The organism is Bacillus sp. UMB0728, assembly GCF_002858875.1.
Classification (GTDB): domain Bacteria; phylum Bacillota; class Bacilli; order Bacillales; family Cytobacillaceae; genus Bacillus_AB; species Bacillus_AB infantis.
On the sequence record NZ_PKLA01000001.1, the window covers coordinates 409,692 to 425,927 of the forward strand.

General features: G+C 45.2%; 12 protein-coding genes. 11 read left to right on the plus strand and 1 reads right to left on the minus strand.

The window, feature by feature from the left end:
• The first annotated feature begins 64 nt into the window (after positions 1 to 64).
• From CYJ37_RS02035 to CYJ37_RS02080, 10 genes are all read left to right on the plus strand, one after another.
• Positions 65 to 1,498: a phospholipase D family protein gene (locus CYJ37_RS02035; protein ID WP_257964155.1), complete on the plus strand. Its 1,434-nt coding sequence runs from the start codon at positions 65 to 67 to the stop codon at positions 1,496 to 1,498.
• 213 nt (positions 1,499 to 1,711) lie between these two features.
• The gene (locus CYJ37_RS02040; protein ID WP_101547713.1) at positions 1,712 to 3,427 is read left to right on the plus strand and encodes a glycosyl hydrolase family 18 protein; all 1,716 of its coding nucleotides are present in this window, start codon (positions 1,712 to 1,714) and stop codon (positions 3,425 to 3,427) included.
• Positions 3,428 to 3,523: 96 nt separating this feature from the next.
• Positions 3,524 to 4,825 (plus strand): purine/pyrimidine permease, encoded by a 1,302-nt coding sequence (locus CYJ37_RS02045; protein ID WP_101547714.1) that lies wholly within the window; start codon positions 3,524 to 3,526, stop codon positions 4,823 to 4,825.
• A 113-nt stretch (positions 4,826 to 4,938) separates the two neighbouring features.
• Positions 4,939 to 5,802 carry a GNAT family N-acetyltransferase gene (locus CYJ37_RS02050; protein WP_101547715.1) on the plus strand — a complete coding sequence of 288 codons (864 nt, stop codon included), beginning with the start codon at positions 4,939 to 4,941 and terminating at the stop codon, positions 5,800 to 5,802.
• A gap of 209 nt (positions 5,803 to 6,011) precedes the next feature.
• Positions 6,012 to 6,425, plus strand: coding sequence for a CoA-binding protein (locus CYJ37_RS02055; RefSeq protein ID WP_101547716.1), 414 nt, complete (start codon positions 6,012 to 6,014; stop codon positions 6,423 to 6,425).
• Positions 6,426 to 6,774: 349 nt separating this feature from the next.
• On the plus strand, positions 6,775 to 8,754 hold the full coding sequence (gene parE / locus CYJ37_RS02060; protein WP_101547717.1) for a DNA topoisomerase IV subunit B: 1,980 nt from the start codon (positions 6,775 to 6,777) through the stop codon (positions 8,752 to 8,754).
• On the plus strand, positions 8,751 to 11,186 hold the full coding sequence (gene parC, locus CYJ37_RS02065) for a DNA topoisomerase IV subunit A (protein WP_101547718.1): 2,436 nt from the start codon (positions 8,751 to 8,753) through the stop codon (positions 11,184 to 11,186). The genes parE and parC overlap by 4 nt, the downstream gene beginning before the upstream one ends.
• A 238-nt stretch (positions 11,187 to 11,424) precedes the next feature.
• Positions 11,425 to 12,870, plus strand: a complete 1,446-nt coding sequence (locus CYJ37_RS02070; protein ID WP_101547719.1) for an alanine/glycine:cation symporter family protein — start codon at positions 11,425 to 11,427, stop codon at positions 12,868 to 12,870.
• 433 nt (positions 12,871 to 13,303) lie between these two features.
• Positions 13,304 to 14,074 (plus strand): hypothetical protein, encoded by a 771-nt coding sequence (locus tag CYJ37_RS02075; RefSeq protein ID WP_101547720.1) that lies wholly within the window; start codon positions 13,304 to 13,306, stop codon positions 14,072 to 14,074.
• Positions 14,075 to 14,151: 77 nt separating this feature from the next.
• Complete coding sequence (locus CYJ37_RS02080) at positions 14,152 to 14,628, plus strand: staygreen family protein (RefSeq protein ID WP_101547721.1); 477 nt, start codon at positions 14,152 to 14,154, stop codon at positions 14,626 to 14,628.
• Positions 14,629 to 15,161: 533 nt separating this feature from the next.
• Here the strand turns inward: CYJ37_RS02080 and CYJ37_RS02085 are convergent.
• Complete coding sequence (locus CYJ37_RS02085; RefSeq protein WP_232217716.1) at positions 15,162 to 15,539, minus strand: rRNA methyltransferase; 378 nt, start codon at positions 15,537 to 15,539, stop codon at positions 15,162 to 15,164.
• A 241-nt stretch (positions 15,540 to 15,780) separates the two neighbouring features.
• Between CYJ37_RS02085 and CYJ37_RS02095 the strand changes: the two genes are divergently transcribed.
• The gene (locus tag CYJ37_RS02095; protein ID WP_035402596.1) at positions 15,781 to 16,233 is read left to right on the plus strand and encodes a nucleoside deaminase; all 453 of its coding nucleotides are present in this window, start codon (positions 15,781 to 15,783) and stop codon (positions 16,231 to 16,233) included.
• Positions 16,234 to 16,236 lie beyond the last annotated feature (3 nt).

The following is a 16,236-nucleotide window of genomic DNA, read 5'->3' on the forward strand; positions in this document are numbered from 1 at the left end:
TTTGAAAAAAGGGTTATTATATAGGCATTCATCCGCTTGGCAGGAAAAAATGGGAGGAACAAATATGGGGCCGTTAAAAAAGAAAAAAGTATGGGTTCCGGCTGTGCTGCTGTTTTTGATCATATACAGCGTTACAGTCATTTACCATACAAATAAAAAGCTGCCTGAGGGATTGTCTTATGAAGGGAAAGTCCATCAGGCTGAGGATTTGCAGCTGCTGACGGATTTATCATACGAAGACAAAAAAGGAAAAAGGCAGCATGATCAGGAAATTTTTGAAAGGATGCAGGAGGCGATCGAAGAAGCAGAGGACTTTATCGTTATGGATATGTTCCTATATAGCGGCTATTACGACAAGGAGGAGAAGTTCCCTCCGCTCAGCCAGAATATAACTGACAAGCTGATCAGGAAGAAGAAGCAGAATCCCGAGATGCCCATTATTGTCATTACAGATAAAATCAATACTACATATGGCTCCCATGAAGCACCTGAACTTGAGGACCTGAAGAAAAGCGGCATTGAGGTGGTCATGACGAAATTAGAGCCGCTGCGTGATTCAAACCCGCTCTATTCTGGTTTCTGGCGGATGTTTCTGCAGTGGTTCGGCCAGGATGGCAAAGGCTGGCTGCCCAATCCGCTTGCTAATACTGCACCTGATGTCACAGCACGGTCCTATCTTGATCTGCTTAACATCAAGGCCAATCACCGCAAGGTCTTCGTGTCTGAGAAAACAGCCATCGTTTCTTCAGGGAACCCCCATGATGCAAGCGGCTATCATTCCAACATCGCTTTTGAAGGAAGCGGCAGTCTCATAGCGGATTTGCTCAAAACAGAACAGGCTGTCATTGATTATTCCGGCTATGATATTCAGCTGCCAAAGTACCAGCAAAATGCAAAGGAAGGCGGACCTATCAGCCTGCAGGTTTTGACAGAAGGAAAGATTCTCAAACATATACTTCAAGAAATAGATGAAAGCCGGAAAGGAGATATCATATGGCTTGGCATGTTCTATCTTGCCGAGCGGGATGTCATCGGCGGCCTGGAGGAAGCGGCAGACCGCGGAGTGCAGATCAATCTCATATTCGACCCGAACCAGAATGCCTTTGGCTCGGAAAAGACAGGTCTCCCGAATATTCCGGTTGCTTCTGAACTTGAAAAGCTCGGTAAAGAAAACATTTCCATCCGCTGGTACAATACAGATGAGGAGCAGTACCATCCGAAGCTGATGTTCATTCAAAAGGAAGCTGATAGCGTTTTGATCGGCGGTTCAGCCAATTTTACAAAAAGGAATCTGGATGATTTGAATCTCGAAACGGATGTTAAGATAGCAGCCTCCAATGACACAGAGGTCATAAAGGATGCTGATGCCTATTTTCAAAGACTATGGCAGAATAAAGATGGCATCTATACGCTTGACTATGGTACCCAGGAAGAGCTTCCGGTGTTTAGATATATCGTCTACAGTCTTCAAAGGATGCTTGGTTTTACCACTTATTAATATATTTGCCAGCAAAAAAAACCTTCCGGCACTCCTTTGCCTGGAAGGTTTTTTGCGGTTGCCTTTAAGTGGAATGCTTTGAAACTTTTTACGTTTCCCAATCGTTAATATTAGAGAGTGCTGCAAGAAAAAACAGGCAGGATATTTTAGGAGATTCGTCCTTCCCTTTGCTGCATAGATTCGTTACGATAGTATCCGGGAGGAATTCATTTTATGGCCAATATACAATTTAATCAAAAGCCGGCAAAGAAAAGGGGCCTTGCTGCAGGAGTTGTTCTCGTGCTGCTGGCTGTTATTTCCGGCATCCTGTTTTGGCTTTACCCCTTTGCATCACCCGTTAAAGAAGAGTATTTCTCAGGGGAGAACCCGATCATCTTTGAAGGAAGACAGGAAGGAAATGCCTGGACTGATAACGGAAATATCTATCTGCCGCTGTCTTTGCTCCAGGAAAAGCTGGATGATTCCATCGTGTTTGATGAGAGTTCTCAATCTATTATTCTGACTACCAAAAACAAAGTCGTGCAAATGCCGACGGATGCTTTGTCATATTATGTGAACAGCAGGCCTGTCGAACTGCAGCTTCCTGCCGCAAGGAATCAGTCAGGCGTCCTCTTTATTTCGCTCGATGAAATCAGGCGTTATTATCCACTCGCTTATACAGTGCTTGAAGGCACAGGTGCAATATGGATTCAAAAGGACGGCGAGACGGTGCAGAAGGCAATCATCCGTGATCAGGACATCAGCAAGGAAAGGCTGCGGTTAAGGACGGATCCTGATCTCCAGTCACCTTATACGGCTGATGCCGAAGAGAATGAGGAACTGTATATCGAAGAGGAAAAAGGAGAATACTATTTTGCAAGAAAGAGTGACGGAACTGCTGGATATATAAAAAAAGAGTATGTCATTAAAGGAGATCAAATAGAAGTGTCTGCCAAAGTAGAGGGATACAAGCCTGAATTAAAGAAGATCGATGGCCCGATCCATCTGACATGGGAAGCTGTTTATTCGAAAAATCCGGATCATGCTGCAATCCCATCGATGCCGGGCGTTAATGTCGTCTCCCCTACATGGTTTGAGCTTGCAGGTGCGGATGGCTCAGTAAAAAACCTTGGTTCGGCGGATTATGTAAAATGGGCGCATGGAAGGGGTTATCAGGTATGGGGCTTGTTTTCCAATGCATTCGACCCGGAATTGACGCATCAGACATTTAAAGATTTTGAAACAAGGCAAAAGATTATCCGCTCCCTCCTGCATTACAGCCAAATTTATAAGCTGGATGGCATCAATCTCGACATTGAGAATGTGAATCAGGAGGATGGGCCGCTTGTGACTCAGTTTGTACGGGAAGCGACACCGTATTTTCATCAGGCAGGACTGACGGTTTCAATGGATATTACATTCATTTCAAGCGGGAATTGGTCGGCGTTTTATGAAAGGGATAAGCTTGCCGGAATGGTCGATTATTTAGCAGTAATGGCATACGATGAACACTGGGCTACTTCGCCTGTTGCCGGAAGTGTTGCAAGCCTTCCTTGGGTGGAAAGCAATCTTCAGTCACTGCTTGAAGTGGTGCCGAAAGAAAAGCTTATACTGGGCGTTCCCCTGTATGCCAGGCTATGGGAGGAAAAGGATGAAGGCGGCATTTCCTCAAAGGCGCTGTCCATGAAGGAAGTGAAAGAGTGGCTCAATGAAACAGGAGCCGTGCCGGCTTATGATGAGGCATCCGGGCAAAACTATGCAGAATATTATTCTGAGAAAGATAAGGCAACTTATAAAATCTGGCTGGAGGATGAAATGTCTTTGAGGAAAAGAGCAGAGATAGCGGATCGTCATGGACTGGCCGGTGTCGGCAGCTGGTCCAGATATTTTGCGGATCAGTCAGCATGGGTGGCCCTTTCACCTGGTAAGGGCCAGGCTGCCAAAAAGTAAGAAGTCTCCAAAAACAGCATTCTATACTTTATAATAGGAAATGGCCGAAAAAGGGCCATTTTCTTTTTTAATTTCATTACGATTGGAGTCTTTTACATGAAAGTTGGTTTTTCAGCGCTGCAGTGGATGGCATTCATGGTTGCCGGGACGATTGTCGCACCCATCGCCATTGCCGATCTATTCGGATTGAATCCGGCCGAGGCAGCGGGCCTCGTCCAGCGCACCATTTTTGTACTGGGGATATCAAGCCTCCTTCAGGGTTTCTTCGGGCACAGGCTGCCCATAAACGAAGGGCCTGCTGGTCTTTGGTGGGGTGTGTTTGCCATTTACGCAGGGCTCAGCACCTCATTGTTTTCTTCAGCAGGTGAAACTCTTCAGGCATTAGAGGGAGCGATGCTTGTCTCAGGCGCTGTCTTCATCCTCCTAAGCATTTTTAAGCTCATCGACCGGCTTGCCCTGCTGTTTACACCGGTTGTATCGGGAGTCTATCTGCTGCTGCTGATCCTTCAGCTCAGCGGTTCCTTTTTTAATGGTATGCTCGGAATCGGCTATCGCAAGGATGGCGTCGACATGCCTGTATTCTTTTTCTGTCTGGCTCTTGTCATTGCTGCGTTTTACTTGTCCAAACACAGGATCAGGGCGGTCAGCCAATATTCCATTCTGATCAGCCTTGCTGGCGGCTGGCTGCTGTTTTTTCTTTTCGGACTGTCAAAGGAAGTGTCTATATCGGGAGACAGTGTGATCTCCATGCCGGAACTGTTTGCCTTCGGGCCGCCGAAATTTGATGCAGGAATGACCGTGACTGCCGTCTTTGTGACACTGCTTTTGCTGACAAATATGATCGCAAGCATCCGGGTAGCAGACGAGGTGCTGAAGAAAGAAGGCGAAAAAACACCTTCTCCGCGGTTCAAGGCTTCCGGCTTTGTGTCAGGAGTCAACCAGCTTCTTGGCGGTGTTTTCTCTGCAATAGGACCCGTGCCGATTTCAGGCTCAGCCGGGTTCATTGCTACGACAAAGATCACTAAGCTCATCCCATTCATAATTGGGGCGGCAATCATCACGGCAGCAAGCTTCTTCCCGGCACTGATGTCTTTCTTTGCATCACTGCCGGCTCCTGTAGGATATTCTGTCACTTTTGTGGTGTTTGCCAATATGGCAGGCATTGCATTCGGAGAGCTTGACAAAGAAAAAGAAACTGGCCGGATACGCCTGGTGGCGGGCATTTCCCTCCTTGCAGGTGTAGGCGCTATGTTCGTGCCGCCTGAGGCATTTGAAGGGGTATCCCCGCTGATTACGTCATTTTTAAATAATGGACTAATATTCGGTTCTGTTATAGCGATAACAGCCGATCAGATTACAAAAAGGGTTTATGGCCGTCAGTCTGGGGAAAGCCGCTGATAGCCCTGATGGCGGGTGCTTCTTCAGCACCTGCCATTTTTTTCTTCATATCATGGACTTTATTTTTTGAATAATGATAAAATTATAGTAAATTTACATAAGGAATTGATTCTATGCTGAAAACTATGCTAACGGAAGAGGATATACTTGAGCTTGCTGATTACGCGGCGGCAAAAAACAGGCAGCCGGATTCATTTGTTGGCTATTTGGGTACAGAGGCGCCTGATATTGCTGAAGATCTGGCAGACCTTTCTAAAGATGAAGATTCCGCCTCTTTTATTCATAGAGAGGACTCCTCAAAAATCACCGGTTTCCTCGGAGTGGATGCCGATTTGGAAAGAGGAGTCGGAGAATTGTGGGGGCCATTTGCAGATCCCACCAGCTGGGATGACTCTGCTGCATATCTGCTGTCCTCAGCGGAAGAATATTTTGGGAACAGGCTGAACCAATGGCATCTCTTTATCGGCCGGAAAAATGAACGATGCAAATCGCTTGCTGAGAAGAAGGGCTTCAAGCTTTCTTCATCTCAGATGTTCATGGAGCTTATCCTTGAAAATACAGTTGGCGGGGAACCGCCATCTCTTTTAACAAAGGAGTTCTTTGCCGATTTTACCCATCTTCATGATTCACTGTTTCCAGTTACCTATTATTCCGGCAGCGAGATGCTCGAAAAACTCGATGATGAACATCTTATTTTTGCCATAACAAAGAGTAACGAATTGTCAGGCTATCTCTATGCAGAACTGGACTCAGAAGAGAAGGCTGCGAGCATTGAGTTTATGGGTGTTTCCCCTATTGAGAGAAGAAAAGGCACGGGAGCCAGGCTTATTCTTATGGCGGCCAAGAAGCTGAGGGAAAGCGGGATTGAGAGGATAAAATTATGCGTTGACAGCGCAAATGAAAATGCAATTTCACTCTACAGGAAAATGGATTTTAAAGAAACAAACACCCTTCTGTTTTATAAACGGCTTTGTTAGTGTCCCATGCTGATTGAGTTCATTTAGGTGAAACTCTTGTTTAACACCAGACTTATAAAAAGCAGTAAATCCATGATGAAATAAAGCCGGATGCATATCCTGCAGAATCATGCCGTAAAGCCACTGAAAGGTTTCAGACTCATCCCTTCAGGTTATAGGAATACTGGCGTATATAAAAAGAATATGAAATAATAAGGAGTGGTTAAATCATGTCAATTGAAAATCCGAGCCGGGAAGAAATCGGCAAAATACTGAAAAAAGCGAAAAAGGTTGCTGTTGTCGGCCTGAGCGGGAATCCGGACAGGACCTCTTATATGGTATCAAAAGCCATGCAGGATGCAGGTTATACCATCATCCCGGTAAACCCCGGCGAGGAAGAGATCCTTGGTGAAAAGGCTGTCGGGTCACTGAAGGAAATAGAGGGACATATAGATATTGTAAATATCTTCAGGCGTTCTGAATATCTGCCTGATCTTGCAAGGGAATTTGATGAAATAGATGCGGATGTTTTTTGGGCCCAGCTGGGTGTTGCTAATCAGGAAGCCTATGACTTTTTGAAGGAAAAAGGCTATACAGTCATTATGGATCGCTGTATCAAAGTAGAGCATGCAATGACAAAATGACGAGAAATGGAACCTAAAGCACACTAATACATCTGCTATTAGTGTGCTTTCATTTGCCGGGAAAGAAGGCTTAAATAGGATTCGGCTGCTCTCTGACAGCACCCTTGACATCAATTCTTAATCTAAAATTTTCAGAACTCATTTGCCAAAACCAAATAAATAGATACAATTAAGCATAGACGTCTTTTAAAAATATGGTAAACTTAAACATAGAACACTTGTTCCTATACCGGTATTTCTGTGCCGGGGACAAGGATTATCATGTGAAAAGGCGAATACTTATAGTGATGTTCGACAACATAGATACAAAGGCAAGACGGTTGTGTGCAGCAATGAAAGGGGTATGTTTGTGGCAACAAATCAGCAGGCATTTGATTATAATGATGATGCCATACAAGTACTTGAAGGGCTGGAAGCAGTTAGAAAACGCCCTGGTATGTACATTGGAAGCACCGATGCGAGAGGTTTGCACCATCTCGTATATGAAATAGTAGATAACTCAGTGGATGAAGCACTTGCAGGCTATGGAGACCATATTATCGTCAAAATACATAAAGATAACTCCATCAGCGTGCAGGATAAAGGCCGGGGCATGCCAACAGGAATGCATAAGCTCGGCAAACCGACACCTGAAATCATTCTGACTGTGCTCCATGCAGGAGGCAAGTTCGGCCAGGGAGGATATAAGACGAGCGGCGGACTCCATGGAGTAGGCGCCTCAGTCGTGAACGCGCTATCAGAGTGGCTCGTAGTCAAAATCCGGAGAAACGGGTTCGTTTATGAGCAGCGGTTCGAGAATGGAGGCAAGCCTGCCACTACGCTTGAAAAGGTCGGAAAAACGAACCAGTCGGGAACAGTGATTCATTTTAAGCCGGATCCGGCGATTTTTTCAACGACTGTCTATAACTACGAGACGCTTTGCGAACGCCTTCGGGAGTCCGCGTTTCTGATGAAAGGCATGAAAATCGAACTGATTGATGAAAGGCACGATGCCCGTGACCTGTTCCATTTTGAAACAGGCATCGAAGCTTTTGTTGCGTATCTGAATGAGGAAAAAGACGTTCTGCATCCTGTTGTCAGCTTCGAAGGAGAGCATAACCAGATAGAAGTTGACTTTGCCTTCCAATTTAATGACGGATATTCCGAGAATGTCCTCTCCTTCGTCAACAATGTCCGTACAAAGGACGGCGGAACACACGAAGCCGGAAGCAAAACAGCCATGACAAGGGTCTTCAATGAATACGCACGCAAAGTCGGACTGCTGAAGGAAAAAGATAAAAATCTGGACGGCTCTGATATCAGGGAAGGCTTTTCTGCGATTATTTCCGTAAGGGTGCCGGAAGAGCTCCTGCAGTTTGAGGGACAGACAAAAGGGAAGCTGGGCACCAGTGAGGCACGTTCAGCCGTTGATGCAGTCGTGAGTGAGCATCTGTCGTATTTCCTTGAAGAAAATCCCAATATAAGCTCTCTGCTCATAAAAAAAGCCATTAAAGCCTACCAGGCAAGAGAAGCGGCGCGTAAGGCAAGAGAAGAAGCGCGGGGCGGCAAGAAAAGGAAGCGTTCTGAAGCGGTCCTTTCCGGAAAGCTGACGCCTGCACAGTCACGCAATCCGCAGAAGAATGAACTGTACCTTGTAGAGGGAGACTCTGCCGGCGGCTCGGCAAAGCAAGGCCGTGACAGGCGCTTCCAGGCAGTCCTTCCGCTGAGGGGTAAAGTCATCAATACAGAAAAGGCAAAGCTTCAGGACATTTTTAAGAATGAGGAAATCAACACGATCATCCATGCCATAGGTGCCGGGGTAGGAGCGGATTTCAATGTGGAAGATGTCAACTACGAGAAGGTTGTGATCATGACTGATGCCGATACGGATGGCGCCCATATCCAGGTGCTGCTGCTTACGTTCTTCTATCGGTATATGAAGCCTCTCATTGAAGCCGGCAAGGTTTTCATTGCCCTGCCTCCTCTGTACAAAGTGAGCAAAGGGATCGGAAAAAAAGAGAAGATCGAGTACGCCTGGAGCGATGATGAGCTGCAGGGTGCCATGAAAAAAATCGGCAAAGGCTATATGATCCAGCGCTACAAGGGTCTTGGTGAAATGAATGCTGACCAGCTGTGGGAAACAACCATGGATCCGGAATCAAGGACGCTGATCAGGGTCAGGATCGATGACGCTGCAAGAGCGGAAAGAAGGGTTACGACCTTGATGGGTGATAAGGTTGAACCAAGAAGAAAGTGGATTGAAACAAATGTTGCCTTCGGCCTTGAAGAAGATGGGAGCATCCTTGAAAACGAAAACATCTCGGTTGCAGAGGAGGCGTCTGAACTATGAGTTCTTCTGAAAAATTCAGGGACCTTCCACTGGAGGATGTCCTCGGCGACCGATTTGGGCGTTACAGCAAATATATTATCCAGGACAGGGCCCTCCCTGATGTCAGGGATGGGCTGAAGCCTGTACAGCGGCGCATCCTGTATGCGATGCATGTAGAAGGCAATACAAATGAAAAGGGCTTCAGGAAATCTGCCAAGACGGTAGGGAATGTTATCGGCAATTATCATCCGCACGGAGATTCTTCCGTATACGATGCAATGGTGCGGATGAGCCAGGACTGGAAGGTAAGAAATTTCCTTGTTGAAATGCACGGAAATAACGGAAGCATTGACGGAGACCCTCCAGCAGCCATGCGTTATACAGAAGCAAGGCTGTCGGCAATTTCATCAGAGCTTCTGCGGGATATTGAAAAGCATACAGTCGATTTCATCCCGAACTTTGATGATACTTCCAGTGAACCGACTGTACTTCCAGCCATGTTCCCGAACCTGCTGGTCAATGGATCGACAGGAATTTCAGCAGGTTACGCTACTGAAATCCCCCCGCATCATCTTGGGGAGATCATAGACGGCGTCATCCTGCGCATGGACAAGCCGGATTGTACGGTAGATGAGCTTATGGAGGTTATCAAAGGGCCGGATTTCCCGACCGGCGGAACCATCCAGGGGGCTGAAGGGATCAAAAAGGCCTATGAGACCGGGAAAGGCAAGATCATCATCCGCGGCAAATCTGAGGTTGAAGACATCCGCGGCGGCAGGCAGCAGATCGTCATCACAGAAATTCCGTTTGAAGTAAACAAAGCGAATCTGGTCAAGAAGATTGACGAGCTTAAGATGGACAGGAAAGTTGAAGGCATCAGCGAAGTCAGGGATGAAACGGACCGGACAGGCCTGAGGATCGTCATTGAGCTGAAGAAGGATGCAGACGCTGAAGGTGTCTTAAACTATCTTTATAAAAACACAGATCTTCAAATTCCATACAACTTCAATATGGTCGCAATTTCAAACCGCCATCCAAAGCTGCTCGGGCTGCGTGAAATGCTTGATGCCTATATCGGACATCAGAAGGAAGTTGTCACCCGAAGGTCCCAGTATGAGCTGAAAAAGGCGCAGGACCGCCAGCATATCGTAGAAGGCCTTATGAAGGCACTATCTATACTTGATGAAGTCATCGCCGCTATCCGTGCTTCAAAGGATAAACGTGATGCAAAGGATAATCTGATCAGCCAGTTCGGTTTCACAGAGCCTCAGGCAGAAGCGATTGTATCCCTCCAGCTGTACCGGTTGACCAATACAGATATTACGGCGCTGAGGGCGGAAGCGGAAGAGCTTGCCCAAAAGGTAGCAGAGCTGCTTAGCATCCTTCAGAGCGAGAAAAAACTTCTGAGCGTGATTAAAAAGGATCTTAAAGATGTGAAGAAGAGATTTGCGGACGCGCGCCGTTCTGTTATCGAAGCCGAAATCGAAGAGATTAAAATCAATCTTGAAGTGCTGATTGCCAGTGAAGATGTTATCGTTACTGTTACAAACGAAGGCTATGTCAAAAGGACAAGCCAGCGTTCCTATGCGGCATCAAACGGACAGGATTTCGGCATGAAGGATTCTGACAGGCTTATGTCAAAACTTGATATGAACACAACAGATGTCCTGCTTGTCTTTACGGACAAAGGAAGCTATATGTATCTTCCTGTCCATGAACTTCCGGATATTCGCTGGAAAGATCTCGGGCAGCATGTCGCTAATCTAGTGCCGATTGACCGGACTGAGTCTATCATAGGCGCAATTCCGGTTAAAGATTTTGAGAATGATGCCTATTTAATGTTTGTCACAAAGAATGGCATGGTGAAGAAATCGGAGCTGAAAAATTACAAAGCACAGCGATATTCAAAGCCGCTTGTGGCTGTTAATCTTAAAAATGACGATATCGTAACAGATGTTTTCCTGACTGATGGCAAGCAGGATCTATTGCTTGCAACTTCTATGGGGTATGCCCTGTGGTTCCCGGAAGAAGAAGTCAGCGTTGTTGGAGCGCGTGCCGCCGGTGTGAAGGGCATCAATCTAAAGGACGGCGATTATGTGATAAGCGGAAAGCTTGTCAGCAATGTCAAAGAGGAAGCTGTTGTCATTGCAACTCAGCGCGGGGCGATCAAAAAGATGAAGCTCGCTGAGTTTGAAAGGACTTCCAGAGCCAAACGCGGACTGGTTATGCTGCGGGAACTTAAAGCCAACCCGCACAGAGTGGTCGGTATGGTGCTGGCAAAAAATCATGACAAGATTTTTATCGAATCAGAAAAAGGCATTATCGAGCAAGTGAAAGCGTCTGACCTGCGCTTCAATGACCGCTATTCAAACGGATCGTTCATTCTTGACGAATCTGACAGCGGAAAAGCGAAAAAGATGTGGCAAGAAGCAGCTGAGATAACGGCTGAATAATGATAAGCCCCTGTTGAATAGACAGGGGCTTTTTGCTGTGAAGAAAAATAAAAGCGGGCAAAAAGACCTGTTTTGCTATTTTACTATAAGGGTATAAAGATTACGTTTACATAAACTAATCTGTCAGCAAGGGCATGAAAGCATTTTCATCTTGTCCGCCAGTGAAACTTCTGATAGATTTAAGGGAGTTACTATTTTAAGATAACAATTTGCTGACAGACAGCCAAGGGGGAAACGAATGGAGACTTTTGTGAACGAGTTCCAGGAATATGTTGGCCTGGTAAATGATTTTGTATGGACATATATTTTAATAGCAGGATTGATTCTGCTGGGATTGTATTTCAGCTTTAAGACTAAATTTGTGCAGCTGAGATACTTTAAGGAAATGTTCAGGATCCTCGGCGATAAGTCGATGGTTTCTGCTGAAGGCAAGAGAGGGATCTCTTCATTCCAGGCGTTCAGCATCAGTGCTGCTTCGCGCATTGGCACAGGCAATATGGCCGGTGTCGCTACAGCCATTGCAGGGGGAGGACCGGGAGCAGTATTCTGGATGTGGCTCATCGCCTTCCTTGGAGCGGCTTCCAGCTTTGTTGAAAGCACGCTTGCCCAGATTTATAAAGTAAAAGATAAAGACGGTTTCCGCGGTGGTCCGGCCTACTATATGGAAAGAGGCTTAAACAAACGCTGGATGGGGATATTGTTCGCGGTTATCATTACCTTCTGTTTCGGGCTGGTATTCAACTCTGTCCAGTCCAATACCATCTCGCTGGCATTTAATCAGTCCTTCGGGATCAGCAGATTGTGGATCGGCATCGTGCTGGCAATCTTCACGGCTGTCATTATCTTTGGAGGGGTCAAGCGGATTGCCCATGTATCACAGGTGCTTGTGCCTGTCATGGCTGTTCTCTACCTGATTCTTGCTATTGTTATCCTGATTATGAATGTTACTGAAATACCGGCTATGTTCGGTTTGATCATTGAGAGTGCATTCGGCTTCAGGGAAGCAGCCGGGGGTGCCATGGGCGCTGCCGTCATGATGGGGATCAAGCGGGGGCTCTTCTCCAATGAAGCGGGTATGGGGAGCGCGCCGAATGCTGCTGCTACAGCTGCCGTTACACATCCGGCGAAACAGGGTCTTATTCAGACTCTTGGCGTATTCGTGGATACGATCCTGATTTGTTCTGCAACAGCATTTATCATCCTTTTATCAGGTGATTATGCGGGAACAAATCTGACAGGGATCGAGCTTACACAGTCTGCCCTGGCAACGCATATAGGCTCATGGGCAAGCTATTTTGTAGCAATCGCAATCCTTTTGTTCGCATTCAGCTCTGTTATCGGCAACTATTACTACGGTGAAACAAATATTGAATTCATTAAAGAAAACAAGACCGCTCTCTTTATATACCGGCTGGCAGTAATCGGAATGGTCATCTTCGGTGCAGCAGTCGATCTTGAAGTTGTATGGGGACTTGCCGACCTGTTCATGGGCATCATGGCCATCATCAACCTGATTGCCATCACCATGCTTGGCAAAATAGCATTTGCAGCGCTGAAGGACTACAAAAATCAGCGCAGGGAAGGAAAAGATCCTGTCTTTTATTCTGACAGCATCCCGGGATTAAAAAATATTGAATACTGGGAAACTAAAGAGCAGGCTTTAAAGAAGAAAAAATTGAACTAATGAGAATGGCTTCCCTGAGCAGGGAGGCCATTTTTATATAGCCGTAGAATCATTTTGCAGTATAGAGGAAAAAACCAGCGCCTAAACCATCTTTCATAAGAGACCCAGCAAGAGAGACAGCAAAATTCCCAAGCACTGTTGATCAAAATGGAGGGCACGGAGACTCCTCATAAAATGCATGCGCATTTTCTTTGTGCGATGCAGATTCGTGGAAGCTGATTCAAAGTCCTGCGGGAACGCAGCGGCAAAGCTGTGACCCCACAGCGCGCTAGGGCGAGGAGGCTCAGCGCCGTCCCGCGGAAAGCGAAGTGCCTGGAGTGCAGATCAGCAGCTCCTCAGTTAAAAAGCATAAAAATATAGTCTTTGAACAGGTACATAGATTTCCCATTTCTGGACATAATACGAATAAAATTGTTCGGAAAGGGCGGTTTTTATGAGAAGAGAACTATTGTTCGCATTCGCGGCATTTTTCTTTATGTCAGTGTCAGCCATAACTGGTGCCTATGCAGTTGAACAAGCTGACAAGACAGAAACGGTCGAGAAGAAGAAAGAAGATATAACCGGAGATGGAGAAAAAGATACCATTTACATAAAAGGAATTCCATATGAGGAAGGGGCAGCCTTTTTAAAGGAAGTCTACGTGATCATTGAGGCTTCGAATGGCCAGACTTACAGGATTGATTTAGAAGGGGGATATGAGCCTTCTGTTAAGTTCAGCGATTTGAACCATGATGGAGTAAAGGATCTATTCGCAACGGTTCCCACTGGGGGCAGCGGCGGACTCTCCAACTACTACTTGTATACCTTAAAAGACTTCAAACTTGAAAATTTGACTGTTCCGGAACCTTTAGTCATCGACAGTGAATTTCTGGACGGCTATAAAGCCTCTGTTTCCATTCCTGCGACAGGCCAATCTTATACTTTTGATTTGGCAGAGAGAAAAGATGACTATGAACGACTGGGACTCTATCATAACGGCAAACTGAATGAACCGGCTGAACTGATGGTCGATCCTTTTGGGACACTCATCCCCATCATGCTTGGGGAAGGAAAAATCGGCTTAAAGGGTGTACAGCAGATCAGCGGGGCATATCACGCGGATTCGATAGCATTTGCTGAATCTTCATGGATATATGAAAATGGCAGCTGGAAAGTGCTTGAAACCAAGCTGTATGAGACAGGGAGGGGGCATAAAAAGAGATAGGCCTTTGTCACCCTCATGAGACTAACTTCATATGATATAGCAGGTATAACTTCTTTCCGAAGGGAGAGCAGCTTGCTATGAGTCAATTTGATCCTCAGAAACTAAGCGTCCGGTACCTGGCTCCGGCAACAGAGCAAAAGCCTGTCGATGCCAGGAAATATACGCTTACACATTCAGATGAGACTGGTGACCTGTTTCTTAGCATTGGTTGCGTTTATGATTACAGCACAATCAATAATAAATTCAGGGATGAAGTTCTGGCTGAGTGGCTGCCTCAGATGGGGCAATATGTTCTTAAGGCATCGGTATATGTGAGCGGGGGAGAGTTTGACGAAAAATTCTCAAAGGTGCGGTTTATGATCTTTCAGCGGGAAATGGATTTAGCGCTGAAAGCGATCATTTACGGAGACAGGAGCTTTTTCTCAAGCTATCCGTGGCTGCTGGATTCACCGATTTACGTTCAGTTTGATTCCGTATTTCCGCAGTTCAGCAAGATCATTTATTATGGAACACCAAGGCAGTATTTAAATAGCTTACAGCAGCCGGTTATCTAAATATGACAAGAGAACAAGCTCCGGGCAATGACCGGGGCTTGTTTACATAAGCTGAGACAGATGCATGGGAGTAAGTGGAATATAAATATATTATGTAAATTAAAATAAGGTTTTCTAATAGCAGAGGTACAGCTGTGCAAAAGAACTACTTAAATAAGTTTATAAATCAAGAGAAACTAATAATAAGAAAAAATCACCGATAAATATAAAACTGCTGTAAGTATATAGATGCCGATATGTATGATTGTAAGTATACTGGAAGCCAGCAGCAAAAAAATCAGGATATTGAATAATAGATAACCATTATAGTGAATCAAAAAATCAAAAATAAAGATTCTCATATAAAAAGTTTAAAAATCCAGCAAATTGGCCAAAAACTCAAATGCAGTCAAAATCCTATAAAATTTTTATTTCGTCTCACTATCTTAAGTATACTTAACTATTGAGACTAGAAATCCATTCGTTTATATGACTTCCTATAATATATATTATGTTCGGGGCGTAGTTTTAAAAAACAGGACAGCTTAAGCTGCCTACTCTATCCTGTGCTTATAACCGCTGTCTTTTGCTGACTTTATATCAATGTATCCTGCGCTGTACTCAATCACATCATTGATAAAAACATCATGTTTCTTGGCGAAGGTTTTTACCTGTTCAATCAGGCTGCTGTCATATGTAGTTTTGTACTGGATTCTGTCTTTAGGCCGATTTTTCTTATTGAAATCAATATAATCCTGCTCAAGGACTTTTTTGAGTCCTGTTTCGAGTAAATAATTCACATGGGTATCATGTTCATAAGCCAGTTCATTCAGGTTTTCAATCAACGCTTTGCTGATATTAGTCCTGAACTTTACCCTTGATTCATCTGTTCTTTGAATCAGTTTTCCGTCAACCTTTTTCCACATATTCATTCACCTTCCTGATAAGAAACTCTATATCAATCATTATAGCATGTGCTGTTTTTAGCGAAAAGAACATATGTTCTATGTCGGTAAAATTGTTCACTTTGTCATCTTTCTTCCATTTTTTAAGCCCTTTATATAAATTTCCTGTCAGATTTCCTCCCAAACCGAATGCTTTTTTATCCCTATCACTCCAATAATATATAAAATACCTTAAATTGGAGTGATCCTGTTGACGAACCTTTATTTTATGGAAAATGCAGTAGAGGCTGCTTTGGAGAATGCTGCTGCCCATCTGGGAGGTCCTTTTGGAGCGGTTGTTGTGAAGGATGGTACGGTGATCGGCACAGGCACAAACCGGGTCACTTCGCTTAATGATCCTACAGCACATGCAGAAATACAGGCGATCCGTGCTGCCTGCCTGCATCTTCAGGATTTCCAGCTGAGCGGCTGTGAAATCTATACCAGCTGTGAGCCATGCCCAATGTGCTTTGGCGCTATCTACTGGGCTCGCCCAAAAGCAGTATATTTTGCCTGTACAAAAGAAGATGCAGCCGCTGCAGGATTTGATGATCAGTTTATTTATGAGCAGCTCTCCCTCCCGCTTGAACAGCGCAGCATAGAAATGCGGCAGGTTAAAATGGATGAAGCTTTAATGCCGTTTAAATTGTGGGAGAAGTCTTTTTCTAAGATTGATTATTGAGAT